14 protein-coding genes, 1 rRNA gene and 1 pseudogene are annotated in these 14,243 nt (G+C 72.7%); 3 read left to right on the top strand and 13 right to left on the bottom strand.

Going from position 1 to position 14,243, the window contains the following annotated elements; genetic code table 11:
• The 6 genes and pseudogenes from ACZ562_RS33565 to ACZ562_RS33540 form a co-directional block, all read right to left on the bottom strand.
• A complete protein-coding gene (locus ACZ562_RS33565; protein ID WP_471187144.1) occupies positions 1-1,137 on the bottom strand; it encodes a glycosyltransferase family 4 protein in 1,137 nt (378 codons plus the stop codon).
• 281 nt (positions 1,138-1,418) lie between these two features.
• Positions 1,419-2,181 (bottom strand): annotated as a pseudogene (locus ACZ562_RS33560) (hypothetical protein).
• 39 nt (positions 2,182-2,220) lie between these two features.
• Positions 2,221-3,939 (bottom strand): DNA repair protein RecN, encoded by a 1,719-nt coding sequence (gene recN / locus ACZ562_RS33555; protein ID WP_471187321.1) that lies wholly within the window; start codon positions 3,937-3,939, stop codon positions 2,221-2,223.
• A gap of 162 nt (positions 3,940-4,101) precedes the next feature.
• Complete coding sequence (locus tag ACZ562_RS33550; protein ID WP_471187141.1) at positions 4,102-5,007, bottom strand: NAD kinase; 906 nt, start codon at positions 5,005-5,007, stop codon at positions 4,102-4,104.
• A complete protein-coding gene (locus ACZ562_RS33545; protein WP_471187138.1) occupies positions 5,004-5,819 on the bottom strand; it encodes a TlyA family RNA methyltransferase in 816 nt (271 codons plus the stop codon). Before ACZ562_RS33545 ends, ACZ562_RS33550 begins: the two co-directional genes overlap by 4 nt.
• Positions 5,820-5,874: 55 nt before the next feature.
• Positions 5,875-6,180 (bottom strand): hypothetical protein, encoded by a 306-nt coding sequence (locus ACZ562_RS33540; RefSeq protein ID WP_471187135.1) that lies wholly within the window; start codon positions 6,178-6,180, stop codon positions 5,875-5,877.
• Between the two features lie 42 nt (positions 6,181-6,222).
• Between ACZ562_RS33540 and ACZ562_RS33535 the strand changes: the two genes are divergently transcribed.
• Positions 6,223-6,570 carry an SCP2 sterol-binding domain-containing protein gene (locus ACZ562_RS33535; RefSeq protein ID WP_471187132.1) on the top strand — a complete coding sequence of 116 codons (348 nt, stop codon included), beginning with the start codon at positions 6,223-6,225 and terminating at the stop codon, positions 6,568-6,570.
• Between the two features lie 4 nt (positions 6,571-6,574).
• Here the strand turns inward: ACZ562_RS33535 and ACZ562_RS33530 are convergent, their stop codons facing one another.
• From ACZ562_RS33530 to ACZ562_RS33515, 4 genes are read right to left on the bottom strand one after another with little or no spacing between them, the layout of a single operon-like run.
• A complete protein-coding gene (locus tag ACZ562_RS33530; protein ID WP_471187129.1) occupies positions 6,575-7,447 on the bottom strand; it encodes an ABC transporter ATP-binding protein in 873 nt (290 codons plus the stop codon).
• Entirely contained in the window at positions 7,444-8,490 is a 1,047-nt protein-coding gene (locus ACZ562_RS33525) for a FecCD family ABC transporter permease (protein ID WP_471187126.1), read from the bottom strand. The genes ACZ562_RS33530 and ACZ562_RS33525 overlap by 4 nt, the downstream gene beginning before the upstream one ends.
• Positions 8,487-9,530 carry a FecCD family ABC transporter permease gene (locus tag ACZ562_RS33520; RefSeq protein WP_471187123.1) on the bottom strand — a complete coding sequence of 348 codons (1,044 nt, stop codon included), beginning with the start codon at positions 9,528-9,530 and terminating at the stop codon, positions 8,487-8,489. The genes ACZ562_RS33525 and ACZ562_RS33520 overlap by 4 nt, the downstream gene beginning before the upstream one ends.
• Positions 9,531-9,573: 43 nt before the next feature.
• Positions 9,574-10,602: an HAD hydrolase-like protein gene (locus ACZ562_RS33515; protein WP_471187120.1), complete on the bottom strand. Its 1,029-nt coding sequence runs from the start codon at positions 10,600-10,602 to the stop codon at positions 9,574-9,576.
• A 72-nt stretch (positions 10,603-10,674) separates the two neighbouring features.
• On the opposite strand from ACZ562_RS33515, the gene ACZ562_RS33510 reads away from it, so the two are divergent.
• A complete protein-coding gene (locus tag ACZ562_RS33510; RefSeq protein WP_471187117.1) occupies positions 10,675-11,967 on the top strand; it encodes a DUF1015 domain-containing protein in 1,293 nt (430 codons plus the stop codon).
• Between the two features lie 58 nt (positions 11,968-12,025).
• On the opposite strand, the gene ACZ562_RS33505 is transcribed toward ACZ562_RS33510, so the two are convergent.
• Together ACZ562_RS33505 and ACZ562_RS33500 are read right to left on the bottom strand one after the other, a co-directional pair.
• Positions 12,026-12,835, bottom strand: a complete 810-nt coding sequence (locus ACZ562_RS33505) for a tetratricopeptide repeat protein (RefSeq protein WP_471187318.1) — start codon at positions 12,833-12,835, stop codon at positions 12,026-12,028.
• Entirely contained in the window at positions 12,727-13,200 is a 474-nt protein-coding gene (locus ACZ562_RS33500) for a hypothetical protein (protein WP_471187333.1), read from the bottom strand. Before ACZ562_RS33500 ends, ACZ562_RS33505 begins: the two co-directional genes overlap by 109 nt.
• A gap of 10 nt (positions 13,201-13,210) precedes the next feature.
• Here ACZ562_RS33500 and ACZ562_RS33495 point away from each other — a divergent pair, with 10 nt between their 5' ends.
• Positions 13,211-14,032 (top strand): hypothetical protein, encoded by an 822-nt coding sequence (locus ACZ562_RS33495; RefSeq protein ID WP_471187330.1) that lies wholly within the window; start codon positions 13,211-13,213, stop codon positions 14,030-14,032.
• Positions 14,033-14,151: 119 nt separating this feature from the next.
• Here the strand turns inward: ACZ562_RS33495 and rrf are convergent.
• Positions 14,152-14,243 (bottom strand): 5S ribosomal RNA (rrf, locus tag ACZ562_RS33490); the annotation flags it as partial.

Below are 14,243 nucleotides of genomic sequence, written 5' to 3'. Positions count from 1 at the left end.
TCAGACCAGGGGCTGCGGTTGCGTCAACTCGTCGTAGACACTGAGTACTTGGGCGACGGTCTCATCCTCGGTGGGCCAGGTGGCCGCCTGCCGGACGCCCTTCTCCCTCAGCAGCTCGCGTCGCCCGGGATCGCCGAGGAGCTGAACGACGGTGTCGGCGAGCGCCTCCGCGTCCGCGTACGGGACCAGTTCGGCGGCGTCGCCGACGAGTTCGGGGACACCGCCGACGGCCGTCGCGACGAGCGGCACGCGCGCGTGGAGGGCCTCCTGGGCGAGCACGGACCGCGATTCCCAACGGCTCGGCAGCAGCGCGAGGTCGGCGGCGGCGATCAGCTCGCTCACGTCGTCGCGCCGCCCGATGAGCCGGACCGGCAGCCCCTCGCTCTCGATCCGCCGCTGGAGGGCGCCGCGCAACGGCCCCTCCCCCGCGATCGCGACCAGCGGCAGCGGGTCGAGACGGCGCCACGCGCGCGCGGCGTCCAGCAGGGTGTCGTAGCCCCGGTGCCGGTCGAGGGAGCCGACGGCCATCAGCAACGGGCGCCCGATGGCACCGAGTTCTGCCCGGATCTTGGGCCGCAGCCGGTCGGGGTCCTCCTGCTCCGCGTGCCTGCGGGGCGCCGGGATCGCCACGGCGGCGAGCCGCGCGTCCCGCGCTCCCGTCCTGCGCGCCCGGTCCACCAGGTCCGAGGTGGTCCCGAGCACCACGGAGGCGGCCTTCACGACCCGACGCTCCAGCAGGCTCAGCAGATGGGCCCGCGCGCCCTCGGCGTACGCCCGGTCGTGCCAGGTGACGACGAGCGGGGTGCGGCGGCCGCCGAGCGCGAGCACGGCGCGGAAGGAGGCGTGCAGTCCGTGGGCGTGCACCAGGTCGGCGTCCGCGCAGGCCGCCCGCAGCGCGGCCACGGAGGCCGGATCGCTGCTGCGCGGCACGTGCACGTGGTCGGCGCCGGCTCCGCTGAAGTCGTAGGAGTGATCCGCCTCGACGGGAGCGCACACCGTGACCCGCACGCCCCGTGCGACGAGCCCCGCGGCCAGGGAACGCACGTGCGCGCAGCTGCGGGCGTTGCCGCCGCCCAGCACCTGCACGGTGCGCAGCGGCGACTGGCCGTGCGGTGAGTGGCTGCTCACGGGGGTCACGTGGCCGGGGCTCCTGGTTCGGCGTCGGGCGGTCACGAGGAAACGTACAGAAGGTATCGAGCGGAGGGGTGTACCGCGCGCTTCCTGCGCGTACTGCGTTCTACGTCAAGGATGCCAGGCCGTACGGGTGTTCCGGGTACGCCGGGAGCCCGGCAGCCTGACGGCGCGGCACGGTGGGTCACTCACACGAGTGAGGGCAGGGCCGCCTCCGGATGCCTGCGCCGCAACGGCCCGAACACGCCCGCTCCGGCCGCCCGAACACGCCCGTTCCGCCCGGCACTTCACCTCCCGCCGAGAGAACGCGCGGCCTCACTCACCTTGTCCCCGTACGCCGCCGCGGCCACGAGTGCGGACGCGTGCGCGAGCAGCCCGGCCCTGCCGTCGCCCAGGACGACCGCGGCGCCCAGAGCCGCGCCCAGGGCGTGTGCACCCGTGCCGCCGATCATCGTGCGTTCCCCGAGGTCGTCGGGCAGCACGGCCGCTGCGGCTCCCACCGCGGCAGCGGCGAGCCCGGCGCCCGGCCCCTTGCGCAGCAGTCCCGGCGCCCCGAAGGCGAGCACGGCACCGGCGGCCGCCCGGGCCGTACGTCCACGAGGTTCACGAAGTGCGCCGCCCGGCGATCACCACGCCCGCCAGCAGCCTGTCGAGGGGCCGCTCTTCGAGCGCCGCCCCCGCGAGCAGCCCGGCGCCGGCGACACCGGACAGCTTGACCGCCCCGCTGGTGACCTCGCCGTCGCGGAGCGCAAGGAGGTGCGCCTTGAACCCACGCCGGGGATCGCCGGCACCGACGACGTCGTCATAAGCCCCACAGGCACCGGCGGCGAGCACGGCCAGCCCGGCTGCCGGACGGATCCGCCCGGTCCCGGCCGCGAGGGCGACGGCGGACGCGGGACCCGCGTACAGCTCGACCGTGCGACCCGCGTGGTTCTTGCGCTCCCAACGTCCCTTGCCGCCGGGGGCCTTGGCCCGCAGGGTGGTCATGCCGGCTCGGGTGAGAGCGGCGGCGAGTGCGAACGAGGTGGTCCGTGGAGCGCGGTTGGGCATCCCGCCACCCCAAGTCGCCCGCTGTGCGTCGAGGTCCGCTCATCCGTCGGCACGGGCCGTGGCCAGCAGCTCCTCCGCGTGCGCCCGCGCGGTCTCCGAGTCCTCCTGCCCGGCCAGCATCCGGGACAGCTCCCGAACCCGCTCTTCCCCTTCGAGCACCTTCACCCCGGACCGCGTCACAGACCCGTCGTCGGTCTTCTCCACCAGCAGCTGCCGGTCGGCGAAGGCCGCCACCTGCGGCAGATGCGTCACCACCACGACCTGCGCGGTCTTCGCGAGGCGGGCCAGCCGTCGGCCGATCTCCACCGCGGCCTTGCCGCCCACACCGGCGTCGACCTCGTCGAAGAGATACGTCGGCACCGGATCCGTGCCCGCGAACACGACCTCGACGGCCAGCATCACACGCGAGAGCTCACCACCGGACGCGCCCTTGGCGATCGGCCGCGGCGGCGCCCCCGGATGCGGGGCCAGCAGCAGTTCGACCTCGTCGGCACCCGACGGCCCGTACGCCACCGCGCGCCCGCCGACCTCGACGCCCTCGGGGTCGGCGGTCTGCCGGATGTCGAACGACACCCGCGCGTGCGGCATGGCCAGCGAGGCCAGCTCGGCGGTCACGGCGGCCGCGAACCGCTGCGCCGCGTCCGTCCGCGCATCGGTCAGCGCCTGCGCCAGCCCGCCCAGTTCGGCTCGCAGCCCGTCCCGCTCGGCGGTCAGCTCGTCGATCCGCTCGTCGTCGCCGTCGAGTTCGATCAAGCGCGCGGCGCCCTGCTCGGCCCATGCCAGCACGGTGGCGACGTCCTCCCCGTACTTCCGCGTGAGCGCCCCCAGCGCGGCCCTCCGCTCCTCCACGGCGGCCAGCCGCAGCGGATCCGCGTCGAGGTCGTCGGCGTACCCCGCCAACTCCCCCGCCACATCGCCCAGCAGGATCCCGATCTCCCCGATCCTGTCGGCGAGCGCGGCCAGCGCCGGATCGTGCGAGCGCACGGCGTCCAGGGCCCGCTGCGCGCCCGCGACGAGCGTCGAGGCGTCGACGCCCTCCGGGTCCTCCGGGTTGCCCGCCAGGGCGGCGTGCGCGGCCGTCGCGGCGGACGCCAGCGCCTCCGCGTGCCCCAGCCGTTCCGCTTCCTCCGCCAGCTCGACGTCCTCGCCGGCGCGCGGCTCGGCACCGGCGATCTCGTCGAGCCCGTAACGGAGCATGTCGGCTTCCTGAGCCCGCTCACGCGCGCGCGTGGTGATCTCGTCGAGCTCGACGGAGACGGCCCTGAGCCGCCGGTAGGCCTCGGTGTACTTGGCCAGCGGTACGGCGACGGCGTCCCCGGCGTACCGGTCGAGCGCCTGCCGCTGCCGGGACAGCTTCAGCAGCCCCTGCTGGTCGGTCTGGCCGTGCACGGCCACCAGGTCGTCGGCCAGCTCGGAGAGCAGCCCCACGGGCACGGAACGCCCGCCCAGGTGCGCCCGCGAACGCCCCTCGGCGGAAACGGTACGGCTGATCAGCAGCACCCCGTCGTCGAGCTCCGCGCCCGCCTCCTCGGCCCGCACGACGGCCGAGGCGCCGGAGGGCACGGCGATCCGCCCCTCCACGACCGCCTTCCCGGCACCGATTCGCACGAGCGCCGGGTCCGCACGCCCGCCCAGCAGCAGTCCCAGGCTGGTGACCACCATGGTCTTGCCCGCACCCGTCTCACCCGTCACGGCGGTGAAGCCGGGCGACAGCTCGACGACCGCGTCGTCGATGACTCCGAGCGACCGTATCCGCATCTCCTCCAACACGGACACGACCTTACGAGGTCAGGGAGGGGAAGTGCGAGGTGCCCTGTCACCCTGGCGAGTGCACCCGCCTGAAAGGGGCGCGAGGAACTGCGCGAGAAGCCACAAAGCGCCCGCGCCCGCCCTCATCGACAAGCCACGCCCTGCGGACGGCTAATGCGGCGCGCCCCGCCACCCGGAAACCGGCAACGCGAACTTGGCCACCAGCCGGTCGGTGAACGACGCATGGTGCAACCGAGCGAGCCGCACCGGCACAGCCCCCCGCCGCACCTCGACCCTGGCGCCGGGCGGCAACTCCACGGTCCTCCGCCCGTCACACCACAGAACACCCGGCGGAATGTGAGGCAGCACCTCCACCGCGAGCACAGAATTCGGCGAAGTGACCAACGGCTTCGCGAACAGCGCATGCGCACTGATCGGCACCATCAGCAGTGCCTCGACCTCCGGCCACACCACGGGCCCACCAGCGGAGAAGGCATAAGCCGTGGAACCGGTCGGAGTCGACAGGACGATCCCGTCACACCCGAACCCCGTCACCGGCCGCCCGTCGATCTCCAGCACGACTTCCAGCAGCTTCTCCGCACCGGCCTTCTGCACGGCCGCCTCGTTCAGCGCCCAGTCCGTGTGCACGATGTCCCCGTTCTTGTGAACGACGACGTCGACGGTCATCCGCTCCTCGACCTCGTACGACTTGGTCACCACCCGGTCGACGACCTTGTCGAGGTCGTCCCGCTCGGCCTCGGCGAGGAACCCGACCCGCCCGAGGTTGACGCCGAGCATCGGCACGCCGGAGGCACGGGCGAACTCGGCGCCGCGCAGCAGCGTGCCGTCACCCCCGAGCACGATGAGCAGCTCACACCCGTCGAGGCACTGGGGGGTGGCCTCCTTGACCAGCTTCACCTCCTCGGGCAGCGGCAGGTCGCGCGCCTCGTACTCCAGGACGCGCACGCCGATGCCCTCGCGCAGCAGGCCCTTCACCACGAGTTCGGCGCTGCGGATGGCGGCGGGCCGCCCGGTGTGGGCGAGAAGGAAGACTGTACGAGCTCGGTTCTCTGTCAACGCGGCCCCTCCGCCACTGCACGGTCAACATCGGCCGGGTCGAGTTCCGGTGCCCCGGCCCGCAGCCACAGAAAATATTCGACATTGCCCGACGGCCCGGGCAGCGGACTGGCGGTGACACCCTTCACCCCGAGTCCCAGTTCCCCGGCCCGCTCGGCCACTCCCCGCACGGCCTCGGCCCGCAGCTGCGGGCTCCGCACGACACCGCCGCTGCCCAGCCGTTCCTTCCCCACCTCGAACTGCGGCTTGACCATCATCACCAGGTCGGCGTCCGGCTTCACGCACCGCACCAGGGCGGGCAGCACCAGCCCGAGCGGGATGAAGGACAGATCACCCACGACAAGATCCACAGGCTCCCCATCGATCGCTTCAAGCGTCAACTCGCGTACGTTCGTACGGTCCTTGACGGTGACGCGTTCATCACTGCGGAGAGACCACGCGAGTTGCCCGTACCCGACGTCGACGGCGACCACGTGGGCGGCTCCCGCCCGCAGCAGCACATCGGTGAATCCCCCGGTGGACGCGCCCGCGTCCAGCGCCCGCCGGCCCCCGACCACGAGCCCCTGAGGAACGAACGCCGACAGCGCCCCCGCGAGCTTGTGGCCACCCCGCGACACGTAGTCGGGGTCCTTGTCGTCGGCCGCGACCACGATCGCGGCCGCGGTCTCGACCTGCGTGGCCGGCTTGGTCGCCACGGTCTTGCCGACGGTGACCCGCCCGGCGGCGATCAGCTGGCCGGCGTGCTCGCGCGAGCGCGCCAGCTTCCGGCGGACCAGCTCCGCGTCGAGACGGCGGCGTGCGACTCCTGCCACGTTCGGTTCAGCTCCTGCTCTCGTACGGCAATCAAAACGGTACGACCCGAGGGTCTCATTGAGGGGCGGCGGTCGGGTGACGGGTGGGAGTCGGAGGTCCCGGGCGGGCGTCGAGCGCGGTGAGCACGTCGCGCAGCCCCCGGTGTACATCCTCGTACACCTCGAGGTGTCCGTCCGTGGCGAGGTGGTCGGCGTCGGCCAGGCGCTCCAGCTGGGCGTCCACCTCGGCGTTGCCGGTGGGGATGCGGGGCACGTTCAGGGGGGCGGGGGCAGCGGGGTCGCACTCCGGTTCGACCGGAACATCCGGCTCCGGAACCACCGCATCCTCCCGGGCCTCGGCCTCGGGCACAGAGTCGCTCATGCCCCGACGCTACCCCGAAGCGCTGGGGTACCGTCGGTCGCGATGGCGACCATTGAGGAGTGCCGCGCCGCACTCGACAAGCTCTCGGACAACATGGCGAACGCCGAAGGCGACGTGGCTGCGGCCGCCGCCCTGGACCGCTCGCTCAGCTGTCGTATCACCGACCTGGACATCACCTTCGTCGGCCGGCTCACCGGCGGGCGGATCCAGGTGACCAGCACGCTCAAGGGGCCGCCGCGCGAGAAGGCCCAGATCGGACTGACCATGACCGGCGACGACCTCGTGGCCATGGTCGACGGCGAGCTCAACTTCGCGAAGGCATGGGGCTCGGGCCGGGTGAAGCTGGAGGCGAGCCTGCGCGACGTGTTCCGCCTCCGGAAACTCCTGTGAGGTTTCAGGAGGCTCCCGCAGCGGCGGCCTTAGCCGCCGTGCGGGCCCTGCGCGCCGCCGGCACCACCAGCGGTGTGCCCGTCTCCGGGTCGTCGATGACCTGGCAGCGCAGCCCGAAGACCTCCTCGACCAGCCCGGCCGTGACGATGTCCTTCGGCGCGCCCTCGGCGATGATCCGCCCGCCGCGCAGCGCGATGAGATGCGTGGCGTACCGGGCCGCGTGATTGAGGTCGTGCAGGACGGCGACCAGGGTGCGGCCCTGCTCCTCGTGCAGTTCGGCGCACAGGTCGAGGACGTCGATCTGGTGCTGGATGTCGAGGTAGGTGGTCGGCTCGTCCAGGAGCAGCAGCGGCGTCTGCTGGGCGAGCGCCATCGCGATCCACACGCGCTGCCGCTGACCGCCCGACAGCTCGTCGACATGGCGGTCGGCGAGTTCGGCGACGCCGGTCCGCGCCATCGACTCCTGTACGACCCGCTCGTCCTCGGCCGACCACTGGCGCAGGATCCCCTGGTGCGGGTAGCGGCCGCGGCCGACCAGGTCACCGACGGTGATGCCGTCCGGCGCGATCGACGACTGCGGCAGCAGCCCCAGGGTCCGCGCGGCCTTCTTCGCCGGCATGGACTGGATGACCTGTCCGTCGAGCAGCACCCGGCCCCGGCTCGGCTTGAGCATCCGCGACAGCGCCCGCAGGAGCGTGGACTTGCCGCACGCGTTCGGGCCGACGATCACGGTGAAGGAGTTGTCGGGTATCTCCACCGACAGCTGCTCGGCGATGACGCGCTGGTCGTAGGCGAGGGTGACGTTGTCGGCGGACAGGCGGTTCACGGTGCTCCTTCGGTTGTTCAGCCCGCTGCGGGTGCTGCTGCCGGCGCTCATATCCGGCCCGCCCTGCGCTCGGTGACCAGCAGCCACAACAGGTAGACGCCGCCGAGCACGCCGGTGACCACGCCCACCGGCAGCTGGTCGGCGCCGAAGACCCACTGCGAGACCCAGTCGGCGGTGACCAGCAGCGCCGCGCCCATGCACAGGGACGGCAGCAGGTTCGGCCCGGGCGAGCGGGTCAGCCGCCGGGCGAGCTGCGGTGCGGTGAGCGCCACGAAGCCGACGGGGCCGCAGGCGGCGGTGGCGGCCGCGGTGAGCAGCACGGCCGCGGTCATCAGCACCAGCCGTACGCGCTCGACGCGCACCCCGAGCGCGTGTGAGACGTCGTCGCCCATCTCCATCATCCGCAGCCCCCGCGCATGGGCGGGGACGAGGGGTACGAGCACTCCGCACAGGACGAGCAGCGGCCACACCTGGGTCCAGTCACGGCCGCTGAGGGAGCCGGTCATCCACACGACGGCACGGGACGCCTCGACGATGTCGGAGACGGTGAGCAGATAGCCGTTGACCGCCGTGACGACCGCGGACACACCGATGCCGACCAGCACCAGCCGATAGCCGTGCACACCCTGCTTCCAGGCGAGCAGATAGATCGCGAGCCCGGTCACCAGGCCGCCCACCAGCGCCCCGACGGTGACCTGTGCCGCGTTCCCGGACATCAGCACGATCACCACGAGCGCCCCGGCGGTCGCCCCCTGCCCGAGGCCGAGCACATCCGGACTGCCCAGCGGATTGCGGGATATGGACTGGAACAGCGCCCCGCCCAGTCCGAGCGAGGCACCGACCAGGAGCCCGACGATGACCCGCGGCAGCCGCAGCTCGTTGACGATGAACTCCTGCCCGGGGGTGCCGTCGCCGACGAGGGTCTTGAGTACGTCGGCGGCCGGTATCGGGAAGTCGCCGGTGCCGATCAGTACGACGCTCGCGGTGAGCGCGGCGAGCAGCAGCAGGACGACCACGGTGAATGCGCGGACGTCCAGGCGGACGGACAGCCCGCCCGGCGTCCTGAGGGCACGGTTGGCCCGGGTGGTGCTCACAGCTGCGCCGTCCTCCGCCGTCGTACGAGAAGTATGAAGACCGGTCCGCCGATGATCGCTGTGACGATGCCGACCTGCAGTTCCGAGGGCCGGGCGACGACCCGGCCGATGACGTCGGAGCCGAGCAGCAGCACGGGCGACAGGATGGTCGCGTACGGCAGGATCCAGCGCAGGTCGGGCCCGGTGAAGGACCGTACGACGTGCGGGACCATCAGGCCGACGAACACGATCGGCCCGCACGCGGCGGTCGCGGCACCGCACAGCACGGTGGCCGCGAGCATGGACAGCGCGCGGGTGCGGTTCAGGTTGGCGCCGAGGGCCTTCGCGGTGTCGTCGCCCATGGCCATGGCGTTCAGCGGCCGGGCGAGTCCGAGGGCGAGAAGGGTGCCGACCGCGAGGAAGGGCAGCACCTGCAGGATGGTCGAATCGGTCGCCGCGGACAGCGAACCGACCGTCCAGAAGCGCATCTTGCCGAGCGCTGCGTCGTCCGTGATCATCACGGCCTGGAGGTAGCCGTAGAGCGCGGCGCTGATCGCGGTGCCGGCGAGGGCGAGCCGGACCGGCGTGGCACCCCGGCTGCCGCCGAGGAACCAGACCAGCGCCCCGACAGCGGCCGCGCCGAAGAAGGCGAACCACACATAGCCGCTCAGCGAGGTGACGCCGAAGAAGGTGATGGCGGTGACGACCGCAGCGGACGCGCCCGCGTTGATGCCGAGCAGTCCGGGGTCGGCCAGCGGATTGCGGGTGAGTGCCTGCAGAACGGCCCCGGAGAGGCCGAGCGCCGCTCCGGCCAGCAGCCCGAGAACGGTCCGCGACAGGCGCTCGTCGACCACGACGTCGCCGTACGTCCCCGAGTCCTGGAACAGCCCGTGCCACACCTGCTCCAGGGACAGCTCCTTCGCACCGATCGCGACGCTCGCCGACGCGACGAGCACCAGGATCACGACGGCGACGAGCAGCCCAAAGGCACGTATCGCCCGGCGGGTTGGGGGCGCGGCCGCGGTTTCCGCACGTTTTTCTGGAGGACTGTCGACCAACACGCAGTTAGGTTAGCCTACCCTCGCAATGCATCGGCGAGGGAACTCACAAGCCCAGCCGCGCCAGCGCCTTCCCGGAATCCAGCTCGCACACACCCTCCCCGGCAGCCGTCCAGGCCGCCGCGCACAGCGCCCGCAGCCCGTCCAGCGCCTCGCCGTCGCCCTCCAGCTCCAGCCGGTCGGCCCCGGCCGTCGCCGTCCAGCCGCCGCACCGGAAGCCGTCGCCCTCCCCGGTGACCTCCGGCTGCCCCGTGAGCAGCCCCCGCAGATCCTGGTCGACATACGTCGGCCGGTGTTGCGGCGGCGCGGCGAGCAGCTGCGCGCCGTCGGTCACACCGGTCAGGACGAGCAGCGAGTCGACGGCCCCGTTGAACGCGCCCTCGATGTCCGTGTCCAGCCGGTCCCCGACCACCAGCGGCCGCTCGGCCCCGGTCCGCAGAATCGTCTCCCGGTGCATGGGCGGCAACGGCTTGCCCGCCACCTGCGGCTCTGCACCCGTGGCGATCCGTACCACCTCCACCGCCGCGCCGTTGCCCGGCGCGATCCCGCGCGCGCTCGGAATCGTCAGGTCGGTGTTGGAGGCGAACCACGGCACCCCGCGCGCGATGGCGTAGCACGCCTCCGCGAACCGGCCCCAGGGCAAGTCGGGTCCGCCGTACCCCTGCACCACGGCCGCAGGGCCGTCGTCCGCCGACTCGACCGGCTCGAGCCCGCGCTCGCGCAGCGCCACCCGCAGCCCCTCCCCGCCGATCACCAGCACCCGCGCCCCCGCCGGCACCTGCTCGGCGATCAGCCGGGCCACCGCCTGCGCGGACGTGATGACGTCGGACGCGCCCGTCGGTATGCCCAGCTCGGTGAGGTGACCGGCCACGGCGTCAGGCGTCCGCAGCGCGTTGTTCGTCACGTACGCGAGATGCATCCCGCCCGAACGGGCCGTGGCCAGCGAGCCGACCGCGTACGCGATCGCCTCACCGCCCGCGTACACCACTCCGTCCAGATCGAGCAGCGCCGTGTCGTACGCCTCGCTCAGGGCCTGGCCACTGCCCTCGGGCCTCGTCCTGACGCTCTGGCTCATTCCGCATCGCTCCTCGTTCGCTCGCTTCCCACCGATCATCCCGCATGCCACCGGCACACGTACGATGCCGGGATGAACACAGCAGGTCACTCGGAAGCAACGGCGCGCCGAGGCCTGGAACTGACCCCGTTCCGAGGCCTTCGCTACGACCCCGGCCGGGTCGGCAGCCTGGCCGCCGTGACGTCCCCTCCATACGACGTCGTCGTCCGCCCCGACGGCCTGCACCACCTCCAGTCCGCCGACCCGTACAACATCGTCCGGCTGATCCTCCCTCAGGCCACCACCCCGAGCGCCCGCAACGAACAGGCGGCGGACACCCTGCGGCGGTGGCTGTCCGAGGGAATCCTGACCGCGGACCCCGAACCGGGCCTGTACGTCTACGAACAGCGCGACGGCGACGGCATGCTCCAACGCGGGATCATCGGCATCCTGCGTCTTTCGGACCCGTCCGAGGGCGTGGTCCTGCCGCACGAGGACGTCATACCGCACGTGGTCGCCGACCGCGCTGCCCTCATGCGCGCCACCTACGCCAACCTCGAGCCCCTGCTCCTCACTTACCGGGGCGACGACTCCCCGGCGGCCACGGCCGAGGCGGTCGAGGACACCGTCGGCAGGCCGCCGCTCCTGGCGACCACCACCGAGGACGGCTTCCGCCACCGCCTCTGGTCGATCACCGACCCGGCCACGGTGGCCCGCATCCAGTCCGATCTGGCCCGGCACCAGGCCCTCATCGCCGACGGCCACCACCGCTGGGCCACGTACCGGCGGCTGTGCGCGGAGCACGCCTCCCCCGGTCCCTGGGACTACGGCCTGGTCCTCCTCGTCGACACGGCCCGCTACCCACTGCGCGTCCGCGCCATCCACCGCCTGCTGCACGGACTGCCGGTGACCGAGGCGCTGACCGCCCTCGACGGCCTGTTCCACGTCCGGCGACTGGACGTGCCCCTCCCAGCGGCACTGGAGGCCCTCGCGGACGCGGCGTGCGCGGGCAACGCGTTCCTCCTCGCCGGCGACGGCGCCTTCCACCTCGTGGACCGCCCGGACCCGGATCTCCTGGCCCGTACGATCCCGGCGGACCGCCCCGCGGCATGGCGCACCCTGGACGCGACCGTCCTGCATGCCACGCTCCTCGATCACGTCTGGCACATCCCCGAGGACTCGCCCGCCCACATCGCCTACATCCACGACACGGCCGCCACGGCCGAGAAGGCGAACCGCGACGGCGGTACGGCCGTCCTGATGCACCCGGTCCGTGAGGAGACGGTCCGCGACCTCGCGCGCCAGGGCGTCACGATGCCCCGCAAGTCGACGTCGTTCGGCCCGAAACCGGCCTCGGGACTGGTGCTGCGCGCACTGGACGTGTGACACGCGAAAGGGGCGGGACCCCGGCTCGGGATCCCGCCCCTTTCATTGACTGACGTCGTCAGTCCTTGTCGTCGTCCCCGGCGTCCTCCACGGACGCCTCGGGGGACTCACCGTCGTCCTCGGCGTCCTCGGCGTCCTCGGCGTCCTCGACGTCCTCGACGTCGTCGCTGTCGTCCTCGCTCTCGCTCTCGTCGAAGGCGTCGACGAACTCCACGCCGTCCAGCTCGGCGAGCCGGTCCGAGGCATCCGTGCTGCCGTCCTTGTCGGCCTCGATGGCCTTCGCGAACCACTCCCGCGCCTGGTCTTCCCGGCCGGCCGCGAGCAGGGCGTCGGCGTACGCGTACCGCAGCCGAGCGGTCCAGGGCTGGACGGAGCTGGAGGCAAGCTCGGGGCTCTGCAGTGTCACGATGGCAGCGTCGAGCTGCCCCATGTCACGCCGTGCGCCGGCCGCGACGAGCCGCATCTCCACCTGCCCGGCCTTGTCGAGCTTGTGCACCTCGGGCGCCCCGGCCATGTCCAGCGCCTTCTCCGGACGCCCGAGACCGCGCTCGCAGTCGGCCATGACGGGCCACAGCTCCGCGCTGCCGGTCATCCGCCGCGCGGCACGGAACTCGGCGAGGGCCTCGCTGTACTTCTGGTTCGCATACGCGGCGAACCCGGCCGCCTCACGCACGGCAGCGACGCGCGACGCCAGCCGCAGGGCCACCTTGGAGTAGCCGTACGCGCCCTCGGGGTCCTCGTCGATGAGCCGGGCGACCATCACCAGATTCTTGGCGACGTCCTCCGCGAGCCCCTTCGGCAGGCTCTGCAGCTCCTGCCGTACATCCTTGTCGATCTCGTCGCCGGTGACGTCCTCGGGGATCGGCAGCCGCTTGATCGGCTCGCGGTCCCGGTCACGGTCCCGCTCGTCACGGCCACGGAAGCCACCGCGCCGGTCGTCGCGACCTCCACGGTCGTCACGGCCACGGAAGCCGCCGGGACGGCCACCCCGGTCGTCGCGGCGGCCGTAGCCGCCACGGCCCCGGTCGTCACGGCCCCGGTCGTCCCGCCCACGGTCGTCCCGCCCACGGAACCCTCCGCGCTCGCCCCGGCTGTCATCACGCCGGAACCCGCCGCGGTCGCCGCGGTCGCGGTCATCGCCCCGACGGTCGTCACGGCGACCGAAACCACCACGGTCGTCGCGTCGGTCGTCACGGCGACCGAAACCACCACGGTCGTCGCGTCGGTCGTCACGACGGGCGTCATGCCGGTCGTCGCGATGCGCGTCGTGCCGGTCGTCGCGGCGGAACCCGCCTGGGCGGTCCTCACGACCACGGAAGCCGGAGCGCTCGCCGTCACGGCGGTCGTCGCGACGTCCGTAGCCGGCACGCTCTCCCCGGTGGTCGTCGCGCCGTTCATCACGGCGGAATCCACCCCGCTCAGGGCGGTCGCCCCGGTCGCCCCGGTCGTCCCGACGGAACCCACCGGCCCGGTCGTCACGGCCTCGGAAGCCGCCGCGGTCACCACGGTCATCGCCCCGACGGTCATCGCGACGGTCGTCACGGCGGCCGTACCCACCGCGGTCGCCACCGCGGTCATCGCGACCGCCACGGTCGTCACGGCCTCGGAAGCCGCCGCGGTCACCACGGTCGTCGCCGCGACGGTCATCACGGCGGAACGGGGGACGGTCTCCGTCGCGGCGGAACCCGCGGTCGCGGTCGTCACGACGCGGGCCGCCCGGACGGTCGTCGCGCCGGGCGTACCCGCCGCGGTCGCCACCGCGTTCATCGCGACCACCGCGTTCATCGCGACCACCGCGGTCGTCACGACCGCCACGGTCGTCGCGACCACCGCGGTCGTCACGGCCTCGGAAGCCGCCGCGGTCACCACGGTCATCGCCCCGACGGTCATCACGGCGGTCGTCGCGACGGCCATAGCCACCGCGGTCGTTGGTGCGGTCATTCCCGCGGTCGTTGCCACGACGCGGGCCCCCACGGAACCCGCCGCGATCACCACGGTCACCACTGTCCCGTCGCCGCTGGTCGCGCTCCGGTCGGTCGTCGGGAGAGTTGGTGGACATGGGTGACTCCTGTCTTCGGTACCGCAAGCCATTCTCGCGCAGCCGGGTACCCGGCGCGCCCTGCAAAAACAAAAAAGGACCCCTGGTCCCAGCTGCACGCTGGGACCAGGGGTCCTCCAAAGATTGTTCGGCGGTGTCCTACTCTCCCACAGGGTCCCCCCTGCAGTACCATCGGCGCTGTAAGGCTTAGCTTCCGGGTTCGGAATGTAACCGGGCG

Source organism: Streptomyces sp. NPDC040410 (genome assembly GCF_055595715.1).
Note: the sequence above shows the minus strand (reverse complement) of the source record. Positions and strands in the feature narration are given on the sequence as shown.